Raw genomic sequence first — 21,547 nt, forward strand, 5'->3', positions numbered from 1 at the left:
AAAAGGTTCTGCCTAAAGAGGTGGTGTTTGTGGGTAATGAAGAAAACGCCTGATTTTATGCTCATCATCGTAACACTTTCATTGTTGACAATCGGAATGATTATGGTTTATAGTGCGAGTGCAGTTTGGGCCTCTTATAAAATGGGGGACTCATTCTTTTTTGCAAAAAGACAATTACTGTTTGCGGGTCTTGGTGTAGTAGCTATGTTTTTTATTATGAAAATTGATTATTGGGTGTGGCGTACGTATTCAAAAGTAATTTTGCTAGTTTGCTTCATTCTTCTTATTCTCGTTCTTATTCCTGGGGTAGGTCTTGTTCGAGGAGGAGCACGAAGTTGGATTGGGATCGGAGCATTTTCGATTCAACCGTCAGAATTTATGAAGTTTGCGATGATTATTTTCTTGGCAAAGTTTTTAGCGGAACGGCAAAAATTGATTACATCTTTTAAACGTGGTTTATTACCGGCTCTTAGTTTTGTGTTTCTTGCTTTTGGGATGATTATGTTACAGCCAGACCTTGGGACAGGAACGGTAATGGTTGGGACATGTATCATTATGATATTTATTTCGGGAGCGAGGGTCTTTCACTTTGCAATGTTTGGTTTGATTGGTGTAGCAGGATTTGTAGGGTTAATTGCATCAGCACCGTATCGAATGAAACGCATTACATCATATTTAGATCCGTGGTCAGATCCGCTTGGAAGTGGATTTCAAATTATCCAATCATTACTCGCAATTGGACCTGGTGGATTATTTGGGCTTGGACTTGGACAAAGTAGACAAAAATTTCTTTATTTACCTGAACCACAAACTGACTTTATATTTGCGATCTTATCCGAGGAATTAGGTTTTATTGGTGGTTCATTTGTGTTATTATTATTTAGTCTATTATTATGGCGCGGGATTCGTATCGCATTAGGAGCGCCAGATTTATATGGTACGTTTTTAGCAGTAGGTATTGTGGCGATGATTGCGATTCAAGTAATGATTAATGTTGGTGTTGTAACAGGACTGATGCCTGTTACGGGTATTACCTTGCCGTTTTTAAGTTATGGTGGATCAAGTTTGACATTAATGTTAATGGCAGTAGGTGTATTATTAAATATAAGTCGCCATTCTCGCTACTAAACCCTGTTTATAAGACAGGGTTTTTCGTATGTGTGTAAAAATGCAATATGTATATAGAAATAAATATAATGGAAATAAGAAAAGAGAAGCGGAGGAGTTAGTAGTGCGTGTATTAGTGAGTGGTGGGGGTACTGGTGGTCATATTTATCCAGCTCTTGCTTTAATTAGAGAAATAAAAAAGTTAAATCCAGAAGCAAGATTTTTATATATTGGTACGGAAAATGGACTAGAGAGCACAATCGTTCCAAAAGCAGGTATACCATTTCAATCTATTGTTATAAGTGGATTTAAACGAAAAATATCATTAGATAATGTGAAAACAGTAATGCGTTTTCTAAAAGGTGTACAGGATAGTAAACGATATATTCGTCGTTTTAATCCGGATATCGTAATTGGAACGGGTGGATATGTATGTGGACCAGTTGTATACGCTGCAGCCAAATTAGGTATTCCAACTATTGTACATGAACAAAATAGTGTACCAGGTGTAACGAACAAATTTTTAAGTCGTTATGTTGATAAAGTTGCTGTTTGTTTTGAAGCAGCTACAGAGCATTTTCCAGAGTCAAAAGTGGTAATGACAGGTAATCCGCGAGCATCAGAGGTAATGGATCAAAATGGAATGAAAGGGAAACGTTCAGTTGGGCTTTCTCTTCCTAAAAAGTCTGTACTTATATTTGGTGGAAGTCGTGGAGCTAGACCGATTAACGATGCCTTCGTTGAAGCAATTGAACAGTTTGGGAACAAAAGCTACGAAATACTATATGTAACAGGTGAAGTACATTATGACAAAGTGATGGAAGCCGTGAAGCAAAAAGGGAACCCGAACAATGTTATTATTAAGCCGTTCATTCATAATATGCCAGAGGTACTAACTGGTGTAGACCTTGTTGTTTCAAGGGCTGGGGCAACAACACTTGCAGAATTAACAGCGTTAGGAAAACCAAGTGTGTTAATACCGAGTCCGTACGTAACAAATAATCATCAGGAAAAGAATGCACGTTCAGTTGTTGATAAAGGAGCGGCAAAAATGTTACTTGAAAAAGATTTAACAGCTGAAACGCTTATTCGTGATATTGATGAGATTTTATTGGATGCACAAACATTACAAAATATGAAGCTAGCTGCTAAGCAACTAGGTATTCCAGATGCAGCAAATAAGCTGTATGAAGTAATGAATAAGCTTGTAAAAAAATAAAGTGAGGCTTTAATCAGTGGGGAGTGATTCTTTCTCGTTGATTATTACCTTTCACTAATCGGATGTTTACTGGCATCCCGATTCTCGCCTAACTTCTTTGTTACCGCCGAATTTTGATTTAGGAGCTGTACTGCCCGTAAATAGAGGGATAACGTTAGGTGAACGCCCTGCATATTATTGTCATAAGGAGACTTAATATGGGGGAGATTGTCTATGGAACAATTAGTAAATGAGCTTATAGAAGCAGACGTTGGTCGTGTTTTAGTTAATGAGTCGTTAGCACGTTATACAACTATGAAAATAGGTGGACCAGCGGATATTTTAATTGTGCCAAAGCATGTAGCCGGTATTGAAAAAACATTACAGTTAGTAAAGCAATACAAAACGAAGTGGACTGTAATTGGGCGCGGTTCAAACCTTCTTGTATCTGATCAAGGCATAGAAGGTGTTGTTATTCGTTTAGGAGAAGGATTAGATCACTTAGAGGTCGAAAAACATAAGGTAAGAGTTGGTAGTGGATATTCTCTTATTAAATTGTCAACTTTACTTAGTCGTCAAGGGTTAGCTGGATTGGAGTTTGCAAGCGGTATTCCAGGAAGTGTCGGTGGTGCAGTATATATGAATGCAGGTGCACATAAATCGGATATATCGAGTGTATTATCGAAGGCTCTCATTCTGTTTGAAGACGGTACAATTGACTGGTTAATGAATAAAGAACTGGAGTTTTCTTATCGGGCATCTGTATTGCAAACGAAACGTCCTGGTATTGTTTTAGAGGCGGAGTTTCAATTACAGGCGGGAAAACGTGAAGAAATTGTACGTAGCATGCAAAATAATAAAGATTACCGCCGTGAAACGCAACCATGGAATCACCCGTGTGCAGGAAGTGTATTTCGGAATCCAATCCCACATTTTGCAGGAGATTTAGTAGAAAAAGCAGGGCTTCGTGGTTATAGGATTGGTGGAGCTCAAATTTCTGAAATGCATGGCAATTTTATTGTTAATACCGGGGGAGCTTCAGCGCAAGATGTATTGTCCTTAATTGAATTAATAAAACATACAATTAAGGATAAATTTGATGTAGATATGCATACAGAAGTAGAAATCATTGGAAGATAACGGTTATTCGTTCCGCTCATTATCATTTATGTTATAATAAGAAGATAAGAACGGCATGAGGAACATGCCGTTCTTTATGTTACATAGGGGGATCGTACATGAATAATAGTAAAGTGATTAAACTACAAGATCGTGTACCAAAATTGAAAAATCAAAAGAAAAAAAACAAAAAAAATGTTAATCATCGATTGATTTTATACATATCAATTTTATTTTTATTAGTGCTCTTTTTAATTTATTTTCGGTCTCCGCTTAGTAATATAAAAAAGATTAGTGTGTTTGGAAATCACTATATGACGGATGAGCAAGTAATGAAGGATTCAGGCGTGACATATGATACAAGTTATTTCCGAGTGACAGCACATAAAGCTGAAGAAAACTTAACGAAGCGAAAAGAAATTAAAGCAGTAAATGTAAAAAAACGTTTTCCAAACAAGATTGATATTCATATCGAAGAATATTTAACGATTGGTTATATAAATAAAGAGGGAAAATTACAACCGTTATTAGAAAATGGAAAAACGCTTGACGTACTACCTAATGGAAAACTTCCTGTTGCAGCACCGATTTTCGAACCTTTTAAAGAAGAGAAAATGAAGGAGTTAATCGCTGAACTAGAAAAATTAACACCAGCTATTTTAAAATCTATTTCGGAGATTCGCTATTCACCAACGAATGCGAATGAAGATCATCTTACTTTATATATGAATGAAGGTTATGAAGTGAGCACTACGATTCAAAATTTTGCAAAACGTATGGAAGCCTATCCGCTTATTTTAAAAACAATTGAGCCAGGTAAGAAGGTATTAATTGACTTAGAAGTAGGTGCATATACGAAAGAATTAGGTGCGGAAGAAAAAAAAGAATAGAATGGTAGTTTTCGTTGATTATAGCAGAAAAAACGAAACGAATGTTCTATTATATGTATACGAATTTAGAAGAATGGTTCATTTGATGAAAAATATGTAAAAATTCTTAGATTCATACTAGTATTGGTACAAGTTTCACTTTTCTATGAGTACATCTTAGTGTAGACTTATACTTGGCGGTAAACTTTACACTCGAAATAGAATTATTTCAAGATAAGCAGTTATTCATAGTTTACTGCGATATTCTTAATTGAATGCTAAATAAAAATAAGAAAAATATAGGGTTAAAAAAGGGAAACGTATAAAGACGTTGAATATTTTTCTTATAAATAGTAAAGTTGCGATTGTTGTTCCATATATTGAGTTGTATGGTATAAATAAAGAAGGAGGTGCCAAAGAATGAACAGCAATGAAATATATGTTAGTCTTGACATCGGTACATCCAATGTTAAAGTCATCATTGGTGAAATGGTTAATGACAGCTTAAACATTATTGGTGTTGGAAATGTAAAATCAAATGGTTTAAAGAAGGGATCGATAGTTGATATAGACGAGACTGTTCGATCAATTAAAAAAGCAATTGAACAAGCTGAGCGCATGGTGGGAATCCACATTGAGCAAGTTGTAGTAGGTGTCAATGCAAACCAGGTACAGCTACTTCCTTGTCACGGAGTAGTCGCTGTTTCAAATGAAGATCGTGAAATCGGGAATGAAGATGTCTTACGCGTTCTAGATGCAGCACAAGTTGTGTCAATTGCTCCAGAACGTGAGTTTATTGATGTGGTACCTCGACAGTTCATCGTAGACGGTCTTGACGAGATTAACGATCCACGCGGGATGATCGGTGTAAGATTAGAAATGGAAGGTACACTTATTACAGGCTCGAGAACTTTACTACATAACCTACTTCGTTGTGTAGAAAAAGCAGGTCTTGAAATTGTTGATATTTGTCTTCAACCTTTAGCGGCTGCAACAGTTGCTATATCTTCAGATGAAAAAAATAGAGGAGTAGCCCTTGTTGATATGGGGGGAGGATCTACAACTTTATCTATTTTTAAAGATGGAGAGTTACAAGCGACGAGCGTATTACCATTAGGTGGAGACCATATAACGAAGGATATTGCGATTGGGTTGAAAACTTCAACAGAAAATGCAGATCAAATTAAGTTGAAATATGGACATGCTTTTTATGATACAGCATCTGAAGAAGAGATGTTTACGGTTCCTATTATGGGAAGTGATCAAACAGAACAATATTCTCAGTTGGAATTATCGGATATAATAGAGGCTCGTGTAGAGGAAATTTTAATGTTTGTTCAAGATGAAGTGCGTAAGTTAGGAGTAAAGCAAGTGGCTTCTGGTTATGTACTAACTGGTGGAATTGCTTCTATGCCAGGTGTTCTTGACCTTGCATATGATATTTTACATGAAAATGTTCGTGTAGCAACTCCTGATTATATTGGTGTGCGTGAGCCCCAATATACAAGTGGAGTTGGATTAATTAAACATTCTTATCAAAAAGCTAAATTACGTGGGAAAAATGTGCAGGAAAAGCAAGAGCATTTTGAACCAGTACCAGCACCAGCACCAACGCCGGTACAACAGCAACCTGCAAAACAAAAAACTCGTAATCAAAACAATAATAATCAAAATGATGACCGCATGATGTCAAAAGTAAAACGTGTATTCCGTTATTTATGGGATTAAAATTGGACACGAAAAATGAGGTTCTAGGGGGATTTCGACATGTTAGAGTTTGATACTACTCAAGATCAATTAGCGAATATAAAAGTTATCGGTGTCGGCGGTGGCGGAAACAATGCTGTAAACCGTATGATTGAACACGGTGTACAAGGTGTAGACTTTATCGCTGTGAACACTGATGCACAAGCATTAAATCTATCAAAAGCTGAAACGAAAATGCAAATTGGTGGAAAATTAACGCGTGGACTTGGTGCAGGCGCAAACCCTGAAGTAGGGAAAAAAGCTGCAGAAGAAAGTAAAGAACAGATCCAAGAAGCACTTCGTGGTGCGGATATGGTCTTCGTAACTGCCGGTATGGGCGGTGGAACTGGAACTGGTGCAGCTCCAGTTGTTGCTCAAGTTGCAAAAGAATTAGGTGCTTTAACAGTTGGTGTTGTAACACGTCCATTTACTTTTGAAGGACGTAAGCGTGCGACGCAAGCAGCATCTGGTATTGCAGCATTTAAAGAAAATGTAGATACTCTTATTGTAATTCCAAATGATCGCTTATTAGAGATTGTTGATAAAAATACGCCAATGTTAGAAGCATTCCGTGAAGCTGATAACGTATTACGTCAAGGTGTTCAAGGTATTTCGGATTTAATTGCAACACCAGGTTTAATTAACTTAGACTTTGCAGACGTAAAGACAATTATGTCTAATAGAGGTTCTGCTTTAATGGGTATTGGTTCTGGTAACGGGGAAAATCGTGCTGCAGAAGCTGCGAAAAAAGCGATTTCTAGTCCATTACTAGAAACATCTATTGATGGAGCTCAAGGTGTTATCATGAACATTACGGGTGGCGCTAACTTAAGCTTATATGAAGTACAAGAAGCGGCAGATATCGTAGCTTCAGCTTCAGATCCAGAAGTAAATATGATCTTCGGTTCTGTTATTAACGAAGGATTAAAAGATGATATCGTTGTAACTGTAATTGCAACTGGTTTTGATGATAGCATTGCAACTCAACCACCAAAACCAATTATTCGTCCGAATGCGAACCACACGCAACAACAGCAACAACCAGTAGCTCAACCTTCAAAACAACGTGAAGTAAAACGTGAAATGAAGCGTGAAGAGCCAGTTGTACATGAGCGTCATTCAGATTCAGATGATATCGATATTCCAGCATTTTTACGTAACCGTCGTAGACGATAAAAAAAGGAGCCTTCATGCTCCTTTTTTGTTTTTTAAATGGAAAAGACCTGCTAAGCAGGTCTTTTTTTATTTCGTATATTTCAATATATTTTGTTGGTGAAAATAAGAGTATATCATTCTATGAATTTGTACTTTTATTTTTTACCGACAGATTATGTCTAGAAATCACAAAATAACAAAAAAACACCTCCGCAAATTGACACACTTTCCTATTGGATATGCATTATACTAGTCTCAACTTGAAAAAAGAGGTGAATTGTTTGGTTGTTTACGCCGACGTTGTTTGGTTGTTAAACGCCTGCATTGATTTTCTTTTGCTTTTATTAACAGCTACCGTGTTAAAAAAGAAGATCAAGAGATGGAGGCTTGTGTTAGGGGCATTTATAGGTTCAACTATTGTTATTTTTGCCTTTACTCCTTTTGCTTCTATGATGACACATCCAATTATGAAACTACTGTACTCGTTACTTATTGTGTATACAGCATTTGGGTTTACAACATTTAGAAATTATGCACAAACTGTTTTTACTTTTTACTTTGTAACCTTTATGGTTGGCGGAGGATTAATTGGAACTCATTTCTTTTTGCAAACGAATGAAATGGTAAATGGATTGGTTCAATCTCAGTCAATTTCTTACGGCGATCCAATTAGTTGGTTATTTGTTATTTTTGGTTTTCCGGTAATTTATTATTTTTCTAAAAAGCGTATTGAAAGCGTAGAGGTCACGAAAATACACTATGACCAAATTGTGAAAGTAAAAATTCAATTAGCCGAAGAAGAACTAGAACTGGCAGGTCTTATTGACAATGGGAACCAACTTTACGACCCATTAACAAAAACACCCGTTATGATTATGCATGTTTCATCATTAGAACATTGCTTACCATCTTGGTTAACAGAACAAATTTATTCCAAAACAGAAATTCCTCAAATACCAGAAAATGATTCTGGTTGGGCGACAAAATTACGTTTAATTCCTTTCCGTGCAGTAGGAGTAGAAAGTCAATTTTTGTGGGCAATTAAGCCTGACAGTGTGCAAGTTGATCATGAAGGTAGTTCTATTGTTGTAAACAAAGTATTAATTGGATTAAATACACAACAACTGTCTACTAATGGAGAGTATCAATGTATTGTGCATCCAAAAATGTTGATTTCACAAAAAATGGTGATCGCTTAATAATGAGAGGCGGGATAATATGATGAAATTAAAATTTTATTTAGTATACCTTTGGTATAAAGTATTGCTGAAATTAGGAATTAAGACCGATGAAATTTATTATATTGGTGGAAGTGAAGCGTTGCCACCACCGTTAACGAAAGAAGAAGAGGAAGTTCTTTTGAATAAATTACCAAAAGGAGATCAGGCAGCAAGGTCATTACTTATTGAACGCAACTTAAGGCTCGTTGTATATATAGCAAGAAAGTTTGAAAATACAGGGATAAATATTGAAGATTTAATTAGTATAGGAACAATCGGCCTTATTAAAGCGGTAAATACATTTAATCCAGAAAAGAAAATAAAATTAGCAACATATGCATCGCGTTGTATAGAAAATGAAATTTTAATGCATTTACGTCGGAATAACAAAAATCGTTCGGAAGTTTCTTTTGATGAACCCCTAAACATTGATTGGGATGGGAATGAACTATTGTTGTCTGACGTGTTAGGTACAGATGATGATATTATTACCAAAGATTTAGAAGCTACTGTAGATCGTCACCTTTTAATGAAAGCATTACACCAATTAAATGATCGTGAAAAACAAATTATGGAACTTCGGTTTGGGCTTGCTGGAGGAGAGGAAAAGACGCAAAAAGATGTGGCGGATATGCTTGGGATTTCACAGTCATACATTTCGCGTTTAGAAAAAAGAATTATAAAAAGATTACGAAAAGAATTTAATAAAATGGTGTGAAGAATAAGACCAGCCGTTATGTAGGCTGGTCTTATTCTATTTAGTTGTATTAGGAAAGATAATTTAAATAAAAAATCGTGAAAAAACCATATGCATAAAATCCCCTTCAAAGGAAATACTTTACACTGTACAGCAACTCCCGATAGGAGGGAACACTTTGACGAGAAACAAAGTAGAAATTTGCGGTGTTGATACAGCTAAACTTCCAGTATTAAAAAATGAAGAGATGCGTAAATTATTTCGTGAAATGCAAAGTGGAGAGATAAGCGCAAGAGAAAAATTAGTGAATGGAAACTTACGTCTTGTACTGAGCGTCATCCAAAGATTTAATAACAGAGGAGAATATGTTGACGATTTATTCCAAGTTGGTTGCATCGGACTTATGAAATCAATTGATAATTTTGATTTAGGCCAAAATGTAAAATTTTCAACGTATGCTGTGCCGATGATTATTGGGGAAATACGCAGATATTTGCGTGATAATAATCCGATTCGCGTATCGCGCTCATTGCGAGATATTGCGTATAAAGCTTTGCAAGTAAGAGAGAAGTTAATTGCAGAAAATTCAAAAGAACCAACAGCAATGGATATTGCAAAAGTGCTAGAAGTAACTCATGAAGAGATAGTATTTGCTTTAGATGCGATTCAAGATCCAGTTTCATTATTTGAACCGATTTATAATGATGGAGGAGATCCTATCTTTGTTATGGATCAGTTAAGTGATGAAAAACAAAAGGACGAGCAGTGGGTTGAAGAACTAGCATTGAAAGAAGGAATGAAGCGTTTAAATGATCGAGAGAAAATGATTATTAGAAAACGTTTCTTCCAAGGAAAGACACAGATGGAAGTTGCAGAAGAAATTGGGATTTCCCAAGCGCAAGTATCACGTTTAGAGAAGTCAGCCATTAAACAAATGAATAAAACGATTCAAGGATAAGGTCTCACCAATTATGGTGAGACCTTTTTATATGTAATATGGTTTGTGCTCATAGTAGGGGATTAGTGTTCATATAATGAAACTAGCATGGTGTTTCGTATAGGTGGCTTCCTGTAAATATGAGAAACAGCTTCCAATTCGTCATATAAGGGGGAGAGGGTAAAAATGGTGATACGAATTTCAGAGTTACAGATGAAGGATGTTATAAATATTTCAGATGGAAAAAGGATTGGGAATATTGGAGATATTGAAATTGATATGAACACAGGGCAAGTTTGTTCTGTTATTATTTCCAAACAGACACGTATGCTAGGTATTTTTGGAAAAGATGTTGAGATTGTAATTCCTTGGAAGGAAATTGTGAAAATTGGGGAGGATGTCATACTTGTAAGAGTAGATCCTGTTAATACTGTAACAGAATCAATACAAACACCGACAATTTCATAAAGAATATTACAAATTCCTCTTTTTTTTCTGTTAGGATTATGAAAAAATAAAAGTATGGTAAAATAGACAGGAAGTACCATGCTTTTTTCTGTTATTTTAATTAAAAGGAGCCGCTTTATTATGAGAGAACCATTTAAATATGTGGACGGTATACTGTATTTACAAGCGTGGAAAGAACTTGGAAACATTACTGCTGGATTTACGACAAAAGATGGTGGGATAAGTACGGGCTCCTTTCATGCGATGAATTTAGGATTACATGTGAATGATATCGTGGAGAACGTTCATGAAAACAGACGCATTTTAGCAAATAAGTTACAAAAACCATTAGAAAACTGGATTTGCTCTGAACAAGTTCATGATCATCATGTTGAAAAAGTAGGGCAACAGGAAAAAGGAAGTGGCGTTTATTCATATGAGGACGGCATTTCAAAAACAGATGGCATTTATACGAGTAATGAAGATGTTCTGTTAACGTCTTGTTACGCGGATTGTGTTCCGCTCTATTTTTATGCACCATCACATGGTATGATAGGACTTGCGCATGCTGGATGGAAAGGCACTGTACAAGAGATTGCAAAGGAAATGATTCAAAAGTGGAATGCAGAAGGTATTTCAAGTGATGAAATTCATGTTGCAATTGGACCGTCGATTGGATCTTGTTGTTATGTTGTGGATGATCGTGTATTAACAGCAGCACAGAAAGTAATTAACGGTGCTGTTCCTCATCAAAAAATTTCTGACGGGCAGTACGCAATTAATTTAAAAGAAATTAATCGTATATTATGTGTACAAGCAGGCATAAAAGAAGAGCATATTGTAATGTCATCTCTTTGTACAAGCTGTGAAGAGCAACTATTTTTCTCTCATCGTCGTGATCAAGGTAAGACAGGAAGAATGTTGAGTTTCATAGGTTTTAAGGAGGAAGGAAGCAAGTGACAGTACAAGAAAATTTAGTAATTGTAAACGAAGCTATTAAAGAATCTTGCGTTCGAGCTGGACGTTCGTTGCAAGATATTAAACTTGTTGCAGTGACAAAAACTGTAGGGATTGAAAAAACAAACGAAGTAATTGAAACTGGAATTATCGATTTAGGTGAAAATAGAAATGAAGGTTTCTTACAGAAATATGAGCATTTCGGTTCAAAAGTTAATTGGCACTTTATTGGCTCATTACAAACGAGAAAAGTAAAAGAAATCATTAATGAAATTGATTATTTACATTCGTTAGATCGTCTTTCCCTGGCGAAAGAAATTCAGAAACGTGCTGATAAGAAAGTGAAATGCTTTATTCAAGTGAAAACCTCATCTGAAGAATCGAAGCAAGGATTAGCAATAGAAGAGGTTGTTTCTTTTATTCAAAGTTTGCAAGAATTCGATAAAATTGAAGTGGTTGGACTAATGACGATGGCTCCATTTACAGAAGAAGAGGAAGAAATCAGACGCTGTTTTAAGGAATTACGTATGTTGCAAACAAAGGTGCAGGAGCTAGAGTTATTACATGCGCCATGTAAAGAATTATCAATGGGAATGTCCAACGATTACACGATTGCAATTGAAGAAGGGGCTACATATATTCGTTTGGGAACGATTTTAGTAGGAAAAGCGTAAAAGGAAGGAGAATCTTATTATGAGTTGGTCAAAAGTAAAATACTTCTTTTTTGATACACCGGAAGAAAAAGAAGCAGCTCAATATGGTTATGAAAAGGAGCAAACAGACATGAAAAAGCAGCAAGATCCACCAGAACAACAAGATGTTACGTTTCCGAAAGCGCAACCGAAGCAAAATGTTGTGAGTATTGAAACAGCAAAACAATCTTCAAAAGTTGTTTTATTAGAACCACGCACATATTCGGAAGCACAAGGGATTGCGGACCACTTAAAAGGTAGACGAGCTGTTGTAATTAATTTGCAGAGAATGTCTACTGATCAAGCGGTACGTATCGTTGACTTTTTAAGTGGTACTGTATACGCTATAGGCGGGGACATTCAAAAAATAGGACCGAAAACATTTATGTGTACACCTGAAAATGTTGATATTGTTGGTGCAATTTCAGAGTTATTCGGTGAAGAAGAAGAAACAAATATAAAGAGGTGGTAATACGCCATGACAACAGTTTTAATGGTGTTAAGTTCTGCTATCGAGATTTACTCGTGGGCACTGATTATTTACATTCTCCTATCATGGTTTCCTGGTGCAAAGGAATCATCTTTTGGAGAGTTCTTGGCGCGAATTTGTGAACCGTATTTAGAACCATTCCGCAGATTTATTCCGCCGCTTGGTATGATTGATATTTCTCCACTCGTTGCGATTTTTGCGTTAAAACTTGCTAAAAGTGGTTTGTTCAGTTTGTTCAGCTATTTCTTATAGTAAGAGGTTAAATACATGAGCATTTACGAACATTTTAGGCCTGATGAAGAGGTCTTTGTAGATAAAGTGCTGGAGTGGAAGCGAACAGCGGAGTACCATCAAGTGAAATTAACAGATTTCCTTGATCCAAGACAGCAACAAATTGTTTCTATGGCAATTGGACAAGGAGATGTTGCTGTGCAATTTGGTGGTGCAACGCCTAATGCAGAGCGTAAAAGAGCACTCATTTATCCAGACTATCTAGAATTAAATGAAGAAGAATTTCAAGTAGAAGTATTAGAAATTGACTATCCTTCCAAGTTTTATACGCTAGAACATAGGCAAATATTAGGTACATTTATGTCTCTTGGTTTAACGAGAGAAAAATGTGGTGATATTTTGCTGCAAGAAAATCGTGCCCAAATTGTAGTTGCGAAAGAAATCGTATCGTACATTGAGATGAACTTACAAGCAATAGGAAAAGTAAAAGTCTCCTTATCAGCAGTACAAGGAGAACAAATTCTACAAATACATGAAACGTGGGGGGAGAAATCTGGAACGGTTTCTTCACTTCGTTTAGATGTTATGTTAGCTGAAATGTTACATTTATCTAGACAGAAAGTACAACCTTTCATAAAAAATGGTTTAGTAAAAGTCAATTGGAAAACAGTGGAGCAAACTTCTTATGAATGTTATCCAGGAGACGTTTTTTCTGTTAGAGGATATGGCCGAAGTAAATTATTTTCTGTAGAAGGTAGAACAAAACGCGACAAATGGAGAATTTTGTATGGTATACTAAAATGATTGGTTTTTTAGAAGGAAATCCTCCTATTTTGTCGAAGAAAAGATATAATTGAAAGAGGAAATTTAGATAACTACTTGGAGGTGGCGTTGTGCCGTTAACACCATTAGATATTCATAACAAAGAATTTGGTCGCGGATTCCGTGGCTATGATGAAGATCAAGTAAATGAGTTTCTTGATCAAATTATCAAAGATTATGAATTGGTCATTCGTGAGAAAAAAGCTTTAGAAGAAAAAGTTGCGCAGTTAGAAGGGAAGTTAGATCATTTCTCTAATATTGAAGATACGTTAAACAAATCTATCGTTGTTGCGCAAGAAGCAGCGGAAGAAGTAAAACGTAATGCGCAAAAAGAAGCGAAATTAATTGTGCGTGAAGCTGAAAAGAATGCTGATCGTATTATTAACGAAGCATTAGTAAAATCAAGAAAAGTTGCTTTTGATATTGAAGAGCTAAAGAAACAAGCGAAAGTATTCCGAACTCGTTTCCGTATGTTATTAGAAACACAGCTTGAAATGTTAAACAACGATGATTGGGATAAACTAATTGAGTTAGAAGACGAAGTAGATGAACTGTTGAAAAAAGAAGAAACAGTGTAAGCTTGACGTTTTTCTCATTATTACATATAATTTTAAACAACATATTTATTAAGAAAAACGAAGATAGGGATAAGTACCTTTTCAAACCTTATATAGCGAACTGAGGATGGTGTAAGCTCAGGATAAGGAGATAGTGGGAATATCACCCTGGAGTTCCGCGCTGAATAAATAGAGTAAGCGTAGGCGTGTATTCGCGTTAAGAATATAAAGAGGATTCTATACATATGTATATGATCTACTAGGGTGGTACCGCGGGAGACTTTCTCGTCCCTTTTTGGGATGAGAAAGTCTCTTTTTTATTCCGTTTTTTAAGTATTTCTTTTATACATGTAAGGAGGAATTGAGCATGGAGTACAAAAATACATTACTGATGCCGAAAACAGAGTTCCCAATGCGTGGGAACTTACCAAAACGTGAGCCTGCAATGCAAGAAAAATGGGCTGAAATGAATATTTACGAAAAAGTACAAGAACATACAAAAGGTCGTCCTTTATTTGTATTGCATGATGGACCTCCATATGCGAATGGTGACATTCATATGGGACATGCATTAAATAAAGTATTAAAAGACTTTATTGTTCGTTATAAATCAATGACTGGTTTTAGTGCGCCATATGTTCCAGGATGGGATACGCACGGTTTACCAATTGAACAAGCTTTAACAAATAAAGGCGTAAAACGTAAAGAAATGACAGTTGCTGAGTTCCGTAAGTTATGTGCAGAGTATGCATATGAACAAGTAGAACGTCAACGTGAACAATTTAAGCGTTTAGGTGTACGTGCAGATTGGGATAATCCATATATTACTTTAGAGCCAGCTTATGAAGCACAACAAATTAAAGTGTTTGGTGACATGGCGAAAAAAGGTTATATCTATAAAGGTCAAAAACCAGTTTACTGGTCTCCAACGAGTGAATCTGCTTTAGCAGAAGCTGAAATTGAATATCAAGATAAAAAATCAGCATCTATTTACGTAGCATTCCCTGTAAAAGATGGAAAGAATGTATTAGAAGGTGATGAAAAGTACATCATTTGGACAACAACACCTTGGACATTACCTGCAAACTTAGGTATTTCTGTTCACCCAGAGCTTGAATATAGTATTGTAAAAGTAAATGATGAGAAATTTATCATTGCTTCTGAGCTGTTTGAGACAGTTGCAAAAACGTTAGAGTGGGAAAATGCTGAAGTTGTGAAAACAGTAAAAGGTAGCGAACTTGAGTACACAGTTGCAAAACATCCATTCTACAATCGTGATTCATTAGTTATGCTAGGAGATCACGTAACAACAGATGCAGGTACAGGTTGTGTTCATACAGCACCAGGACACGGGGAAGATGACTTCGTTGTTGGTAAAAAGTATGGATTAGAAGTACTTTGCCCAGTCGATGATAAAGGTGTATTAACAAATGAAGCACCTGGATTTGAAGGCTTATTCTATGATAAAGCTAACAAGCCAATTACAGAAAAATTAGAAGAAGTAGGCGCGTTACTGAAACTAACATTCATTACACATTCATACCCACATGATTGGAGAACGAAAAAACCAATTATTTTCCGTGCGACAGCACAGTGGTTTGCATCTATTGAAGCATTCCGTAAAGAATTAATAGAAGCTGTAGCGGAAACGAAATGGGTACCAGCATGGGGAGAAACTCGTCTTCATAATATGGTTCGTGACCGTGGTGACTGGTGTATTTCTCGTCAGCGTGCATGGGGTGTGCCAATTCCGGTATTCTATGCTGAGAATGGTGATCCAATTATTACGGATGAAACAATTAACCATGTAGCAGATTTATTCCGTGAACACGGTTCTAACGTATGGTTCGAGCGTGAAGCGAAAGATCTATTACCAGAAGGATTTACACATCCGGGTAGCCCAAATGGCGAATTCCGTAAAGAAACAGACATCATGGATGTATGGTTCGATTCAGGTTCTTCTCACCAAGCGGTATTAGAAGAGCGCGAAGATTTACAGCGTCCAGCTGATTTATATTTAGAAGGATCTGACCAGTATCGTGGTTGGTTTAACTCTTCATTATCAACAGCAGTTGCTGTAACAGGTAAAGCTCCATATAAAGGCGTATTAAGTCACGGTTTCGTATTAGATGGTGAAGGACGTAAAATGAGTAAGTCGATTGGAAACATCGTCGTACCGAAGAAAATTATGGATCAATTAGGCGGAGACATTTTACGCTTATGGGTATCTTCTGTTGACTATCAATCTGACGTACGTATTTCAGATGATATTTTAAAACAAGTAGCAGAAGTGTATCGTAAAATCCGTAACACATTCCGTTTCTTATTAGGAAACTTAGACGACTTTAAGCCAAGTGAAAATGCAGTAGCTGTAGCTGAACTTCGTGAAGTAGATCGTTACATGTTAGTGAAATTAAATGACTTAATTACAAAAGTTAAAGAAGCATATGAGACATACGACTTCGCTGCTGTGTATCATGCAATTCATAACTTCTGTACAATTGATTTAAGTTCATTCTACTTAGACTTTGCAAAAGACATTTTATACATTGAAGGTGCAAATCACGAAGATCGTCGTGCAATTCAAACTGTATTATATGATGTTCTTGTTGCGTTAACAAAACTTGTAACACCAATCTTACCGCATACAGCTGATGAAGTATGGCCATACATTCCAGGCGTAACAGAAGAAAGTGTACAATTAACTGATATGCCAGAAGCTGTACAATTAGATGACGCGGAAGCGTTAAAAACAAAATGGGATGTATTTATGACATTACGTGATGACGTGTTAAAAGCACTAGAAGTAGCTCGTAATGAAAAAGTAATCGGTAAGTCATTAAATGCAAGCATTACGCTATATCCAACTGCAGAAATGAAAGCTATGTTAGAGTCTATTAGCGAAGACTTAAAGCAATTATTCATCGTTTCTGAGTATAAACTTGGTGGTATGATGGATGAAGCGCCAGCAGATGCACCGAAGTATGAACATACAGCGGTTGTTGTTGCGCAAGCAACTGGTGAAACATGTGAACGTTGTTGGGTAGTTTCAGAAACAATTGGTAAAGATGCTGAACATGAAACATTATGTGAGCGTTGTGCAACAGTTGTTAAAGAAAACTATGTAAAATAATAAAAAACTGACTGCTATTCATGCAGTCAGTTTTTTTTGTTGATGGCATATCAAAAAAACTTTTCAGACTCTTTCCTGTGAAGGAAAAATGTGTGTGAGGTAAGCAAATAAATTTCGGACACACTAACTGTACATTACAGCTAGGAGGAATGTACACGTGAATGAAATTTACATGGAAATAAAAGAAGAATTGCAATTGATGAGAAAAGAGTTGCAAGAGAGACTAGCTAAAGAAGTAATGCACAAATATGATGTCGAGTTCAGCCAAGAGCTTGGATATGAAATTAAGGAAGAGATAAAGAAAAAATTGCTATTACATGATATAAAAGAGGATTTAAAGGATGTAGAACGCGCATTATTTAAAATGGAAATAGACATGTACGGTATTTGTGAAGAGACGGGGAGATTAATTTCGACAAAGCAAATGAAGACAATGCCGACTGCTCGTACGATTCATGAATTCTTCTATGAAAAGGTAAATGTATGAATACGCACAACGATATTATATTACCTTTTTTTAATTTATTTTATTCTTCTATAAAGGTTCATTGTGAAAAGGTAGCAGCTATGCTAAAATTTTGAGGTACACTGTCTTTGTGGGGGAAATGAAAATGATATATTATGTAATAGCGTTATTTGTCATTGCTATCGATCAAATATCGAAGTGGTTAATTGTAAAGAACATGGAATTGGGTACGAGTATTCCGATTATCGACAATGTATTATACATAACATCACATCGAAATAGAGGCGCTGCTTGGGGTATTTTAGAAAATAAAATGTGGTTCTTCTACATTATTACAGTTGTTTTTGTAGTGTTTATCGTATTTTATATGAAAAAGTATGCGAAAACAGACAAGCTTCTAGGTATTTCGTTAGGTCTAATTTTGGGCGGGGCAATTGGTAACTTTATTGATCGTGTATTTAGACAAGAAGTAGTGGATTTCATTCACGTGTATATTTTCTCGTACAACTATCCAGTATTCAATATAGCTGATTCAGCATTATGTATTGGTGTTGTATTAATTATTATTCAAACATTATTAGAAGGCAAGAAAGCGAAGGAGTAATTGAATGAGTGAAGTAGTACAAGTAACAGTTGCAGCAGAGCAAAAAAACGAGCGAATTGATAAATTCGTTACAGGGATAAATAACGAATGGTCACGTTCACAAGTACAGCAATGGATTAAAGATGATGTTGTGACAGTGAACGGGAAAGCAGTAAAAGTGAATTATAAAGTAAAAGAAGAAGATGAAATTACAGTAACGATTCCTGAGCCAGAAGCGCTAGATATTCAACCAGAGGATTTAAATTTAGAAATTTATTATGAAGATGCAGATGTGCTTGTTGTAAATAAGCCACGTGGCATGGTTGTACATCCAGCACCAGGGCATACAAGTGGTACACTTGTAAACGGCCTTATGCACCATTGTACAGACTTATCAGGCATTAACGGTGTAATGCGTCCAGGTATCGTGCATCGTATTGATAAAGATACATCTGGACTATTAATGGTTGCTAAAAATGATATGGCACATGAATCGCTTGTAAATCAGCTTGTAGCCAAAACAGTAACGAGACGTTACAAAGCGATTGTACACGGTGTGATTCCGCATGATAAGGGAACTATCGATGCACCAATTGGTCGTGATAAGAAAGAGCGTCAAAGTATGACAGTTGATGAAAATGGTAAGAACGCTGTTACGCACTTCCAAGTGTTAGAACGTTTTAAAGACTTTACACTTGTAGAATGTCGCTTAGAAACGGGACGTACGCACCAAATTCGTGTTCATATGAAATATATTGGCTATCCACTTGCAGGAGATCCGAAGTATGGTCCGAAGAAAACATTAGATATGAATGGACAAGCACTTCATGCGGGTATTTTAGGCTTTGATCATCCTCGTACTGGTGAATATATTCAGTTTGAGGCACCGATTCCAGAAGTGTTTGAAGACGCATTAAATATTTTACGAAAATAGTATTGACAAATCATAAGAAAACTGAGATACTGACAACAGTTAAATAATGATCCTTTAACACAGCCCCGTGAGGTTGAGAAGGTAACGGTTTGAAATACTTAGGGTATGTTGTACCCTTTTTTCAAAAGTCCTCTCGCACACGCTGAGAGGACTTTTTTTATACCATTACTCTCACGCAAGAAAAAAAGCTTGGAGGTGTAGAGCATGCAAGAGAAAGCTGTCGTTTTAGATGACCAAATGATTCGCCGCGCTTTAACACGAATTAGTCATGAAATCGTGGAACGAAATAAAGGTGTCGATAATTGTGTTCTTGTCGGAATTAAAACTCGTGGAATTTTTATTGCACAACGTTTGGCAGAACGAATTGGTCAAATTGAAGGAAAAGAAATGGAAGTTGGAGAGTTAGACATTACGTTATATCGTGATGATTTAACACTACAATCCAAAAATAAAGAACCACTTGTAAAAGGTTCTGATATCCCTGTAGATATTACGAAGAAAAAAGTTATCCTCGTTGATGACGTATTATATACAGGAAGAACAGTTCGAGCAGCAATGGATGCTCTTATGGATTTAGGTAGACCATCTCAAATTCAATTGGCGGTTCTTGTTGATAGAGGTCATCGTGAATTACCAATTCGCGCTGATTATGTAGGAAAGAACATTCCAACATCAAGTGAAGAGCGTATCGAAGTTGATTTGCAAGAGACAGATCAACAAGATCGAGTAAGCATATACGATAAGTAAAGCCCTTTTAAATGTAGTCCTGTGAGGCTGCCAAAGGGTCTTGGCTTTCATATGTCAAATTTGGCATACGAAAGTATAGGACTCTTTGTGCACAGGCACAAAGAGTTTTTTTATTGCAAAGATTTAAACTGAAGGAGGATGTAACAATGGAACAAAAGCCAGTGTTAGACGTTAATGAAGTACCGAAACCGGGAAAATGGTTATTTTTAAGTATACAACATTTGTTCGCGATGTTTGGATCAACAGTGCTTGTTCCGTTTTTAACAGGATTGAATCCATCAGTAGCATTAATATCAAGTGGATTAGGAACGCTAGCGTTTCTTCTTATAACGAAAGGTCAAGTACCAGCATATTTAGGATCATCATTCGCCTTTATCGCACCGATTATAACAGCGAAAACGGCAGGTGGGCCGGGAGCAGCAATGCTTGGTGGTTTGCTAGCAGGGCTTGTGTACATCTTAATCTCACTCGGAATTAAGAAATCAGGATCAGAGTGGATTATGAAACTACTACCACCAATCGTAGTTGGTCCAGTAGTAATGGTAATCGGTCTAGCTTTAGCACATACAGCAGTTAACATGGCGATGAACGGTGCGGATGGCAAATACAGCTTTACACATTTTTCAGTAGCATTAGTAACATTAGCAATTACAATCATTTGCTCGATATTCGGAAGAGGATTTTTCAGTATCATACCAGTGTTACTTGGCATTATCGGCGGATATATCTTCGCTTACTTCCAAGGGCTAGTAGACTTAAAGCCGGTAGCTGAGGCAAAATGGTTTGTTGTACCAGATTTCACAGTACCATTTGTAACATATACACCAGAGTTTTCATGGAAGATTGTACTCTTGATGGTACCAGTTGCACTAGTAACAATATCAGAACATATCGGACATCAAATTGTACTTGGAAATGTTATTAAAAGAGATTTAATTGAAAAACCAGGTTTACACCGTTCGATCTTCGGTGACGGAGTAGCAACATTAATTGCATCACTAATCGGTGGGCCACCGAATACAACGTATGGTGAAAACATCGGTGTGCTAGCAATTACGAGAGCATACAGTGTATACTTATTCATCGGTTCAGCAGTATTCGCAATCATGTTCGGATTTATCGGTAAGATTTCTGCACTGATTCATTCGATCCCAACACCAGTTATGGGCGGGGTATCAATCTTACTATTCGGTGTAATCGCATCAAGCGGATTACGCATGATGGTAGATGATAAAACAGATTTAAGTGACAAACGAAACTTAATGATTGCATCAGTAATACTAGTAATCGGTATTGGTGGAGCGGTACTTCACGTAGGGGATTCATTTCAAGTCGAAGGAATGGCGCTTGCAGCAATTGTAGGTGTACTGTTAAATCTACTACTACCAGAATCAAAACAAGAAAAACATACAAAACAATCTAAGCAGATTGCTTCATAAA

22 protein-coding genes and 1 other annotated feature are annotated in these 21,547 nt (G+C 36.5%); all 22 genes read left to right on the forward strand.

Translation table 11 applies throughout. From position 1 onward, the window contains the following. Window positions 1-36: 36 nt before the first annotated feature. The 22 genes from spoVE to uraA all read left to right on the forward strand — a co-directional run bounded on the left by spoVE (window position 37) and on the right by uraA (window position 21,546). Complete coding sequence (gene spoVE / locus AC1Q8L_RS13000; RefSeq protein WP_000753524.1) at window positions 37-1,128, forward strand: stage V sporulation protein E; 1,092 nt, start codon at window positions 37-39, stop codon at window positions 1,126-1,128. A gap of 103 nt (window positions 1,129-1,231) precedes the next feature. Next, window positions 1,232-2,326 carry an undecaprenyldiphospho-muramoylpentapeptide beta-N-acetylglucosaminyltransferase gene (murG, locus tag AC1Q8L_RS13005; protein WP_024927913.1) on the forward strand — a complete coding sequence of 365 codons (1,095 nt, stop codon included), beginning with the start codon at window positions 1,232-1,234 and terminating at the stop codon, window positions 2,324-2,326. 213 nt (window positions 2,327-2,539) lie between these two features. Continuing rightward, window positions 2,540-3,445 (forward strand): UDP-N-acetylmuramate dehydrogenase, encoded by a 906-nt coding sequence (murB, locus tag AC1Q8L_RS13010; protein WP_025117949.1) that lies wholly within the window; start codon window positions 2,540-2,542, stop codon window positions 3,443-3,445. A gap of 98 nt (window positions 3,446-3,543) precedes the next feature. Next, on the forward strand, window positions 3,544-4,314 hold the full coding sequence (divIB, locus tag AC1Q8L_RS13015; RefSeq protein ID WP_001065789.1) for a cell division protein DivIB: 771 nt from the start codon (window positions 3,544-3,546) through the stop codon (window positions 4,312-4,314). Between the two features lie 399 nt (window positions 4,315-4,713). Continuing rightward, complete coding sequence (ftsA, locus tag AC1Q8L_RS13020) at window positions 4,714-6,021, forward strand: cell division protein FtsA (RefSeq protein WP_001087557.1); 1,308 nt, start codon at window positions 4,714-4,716, stop codon at window positions 6,019-6,021. Between the two features lie 39 nt (window positions 6,022-6,060). After that, the gene (ftsZ, locus tag AC1Q8L_RS13025; RefSeq protein ID WP_000888984.1) at window positions 6,061-7,215 is read left to right on the forward strand and encodes a cell division protein FtsZ; all 1,155 of its coding nucleotides are present in this window, start codon (window positions 6,061-6,063) and stop codon (window positions 7,213-7,215) included. Between the two features lie 260 nt (window positions 7,216-7,475). Further along, a complete protein-coding gene (spoIIGA, locus tag AC1Q8L_RS13030) occupies window positions 7,476-8,393 on the forward strand; it encodes a sigma-E processing peptidase SpoIIGA (RefSeq protein ID WP_025117948.1) in 918 nt (305 codons plus the stop codon). Window positions 8,394-8,412: 19 nt separating this feature from the next. Beyond that, window positions 8,413-9,132, forward strand: a complete 720-nt coding sequence (sigE, locus tag AC1Q8L_RS13035) for an RNA polymerase sporulation sigma factor SigE (RefSeq protein WP_000976948.1) — start codon at window positions 8,413-8,415, stop codon at window positions 9,130-9,132. A 157-nt stretch (window positions 9,133-9,289) separates the two neighbouring features. Beyond that, complete coding sequence (sigG, locus tag AC1Q8L_RS13040) at window positions 9,290-10,069, forward strand: RNA polymerase sporulation sigma factor SigG (protein ID WP_000197755.1); 780 nt, start codon at window positions 9,290-9,292, stop codon at window positions 10,067-10,069. Window positions 10,070-10,234: 165 nt separating this feature from the next. Continuing rightward, window positions 10,235-10,516, forward strand: coding sequence for a YlmC/YmxH family sporulation protein (locus AC1Q8L_RS13045; protein ID WP_000236749.1), 282 nt, complete (start codon window positions 10,235-10,237; stop codon window positions 10,514-10,516). A gap of 120 nt (window positions 10,517-10,636) precedes the next feature. Then, complete coding sequence (gene pgeF / locus AC1Q8L_RS13050) at window positions 10,637-11,455, forward strand: peptidoglycan editing factor PgeF (RefSeq protein WP_001209012.1); 819 nt, start codon at window positions 10,637-10,639, stop codon at window positions 11,453-11,455. After that, window positions 11,452-12,126, forward strand: a complete 675-nt coding sequence (locus AC1Q8L_RS13055) for a YggS family pyridoxal phosphate-dependent enzyme (RefSeq protein WP_000218011.1) — start codon at window positions 11,452-11,454, stop codon at window positions 12,124-12,126. The genes pgeF and AC1Q8L_RS13055 overlap by 4 nt, the downstream gene beginning before the upstream one ends. 19 nt (window positions 12,127-12,145) lie before the next feature. Next, window positions 12,146-12,616: a cell division protein SepF gene (locus AC1Q8L_RS13060; protein WP_000119129.1), complete on the forward strand. Its 471-nt coding sequence runs from the start codon at window positions 12,146-12,148 to the stop codon at window positions 12,614-12,616. Between the two features lie 6 nt (window positions 12,617-12,622). Further along, window positions 12,623-12,886 carry a YggT family protein gene (locus AC1Q8L_RS13065; protein WP_000214324.1) on the forward strand — a complete coding sequence of 88 codons (264 nt, stop codon included), beginning with the start codon at window positions 12,623-12,625 and terminating at the stop codon, window positions 12,884-12,886. Between the two features lie 15 nt (window positions 12,887-12,901). Continuing rightward, window positions 12,902-13,669 (forward strand): YlmH family RNA-binding protein, encoded by a 768-nt coding sequence (locus AC1Q8L_RS13070; protein WP_098311693.1) that lies wholly within the window; start codon window positions 12,902-12,904, stop codon window positions 13,667-13,669. 89 nt (window positions 13,670-13,758) lie between these two features. Continuing rightward, window positions 13,759-14,265, forward strand: a complete 507-nt coding sequence (gene divIVA / locus AC1Q8L_RS13075) for a septum site-determining protein DivIVA (protein ID WP_001131611.1) — start codon at window positions 13,759-13,761, stop codon at window positions 14,263-14,265. A gap of 51 nt (window positions 14,266-14,316) precedes the next feature. Further along, window positions 14,317-14,540: a binding site (T-box leader), on the forward strand. A 71-nt stretch (window positions 14,541-14,611) separates the two neighbouring features. Next, window positions 14,612-17,377, forward strand: a complete 2,766-nt coding sequence (gene ileS2 / locus AC1Q8L_RS13080) for an isoleucine--tRNA ligase (RefSeq protein ID WP_492339440.1) — start codon at window positions 14,612-14,614, stop codon at window positions 17,375-17,377. 157 nt (window positions 17,378-17,534) lie between these two features. Further along, entirely contained in the window at window positions 17,535-17,864 is a 330-nt protein-coding gene (locus AC1Q8L_RS13085) for a TraR/DksA C4-type zinc finger protein (RefSeq protein WP_001002956.1), read from the forward strand. Window positions 17,865-17,988: 124 nt separating this feature from the next. Continuing rightward, window positions 17,989-18,447, forward strand: coding sequence for a lipoprotein signal peptidase LspA (lspA, locus tag AC1Q8L_RS13090; protein WP_000642180.1), 459 nt, complete (start codon window positions 17,989-17,991; stop codon window positions 18,445-18,447). Between the two features lie 4 nt (window positions 18,448-18,451). Then, a complete protein-coding gene (locus AC1Q8L_RS13095) occupies window positions 18,452-19,360 on the forward strand; it encodes an RluA family pseudouridine synthase (RefSeq protein WP_000005832.1) in 909 nt (302 codons plus the stop codon). Window positions 19,361-19,564: 204 nt separating this feature from the next. Further along, window positions 19,565-20,107, forward strand: coding sequence for a bifunctional pyrimidine operon transcriptional regulator/uracil phosphoribosyltransferase (gene pyrR, locus AC1Q8L_RS13100; RefSeq protein ID WP_001156491.1), 543 nt, complete (start codon window positions 19,565-19,567; stop codon window positions 20,105-20,107). 146 nt (window positions 20,108-20,253) lie between these two features. Further along, window positions 20,254-21,546: a uracil permease gene (uraA, locus tag AC1Q8L_RS13105; RefSeq protein ID WP_000435927.1), complete on the forward strand. Its 1,293-nt coding sequence runs from the start codon at window positions 20,254-20,256 to the stop codon at window positions 21,544-21,546. Window position 21,547: the final 1 nt, after the last annotated feature.

It is taken from the genome of Bacillus sp. GW823-FHT06A11 (assembly GCF_058795355.1).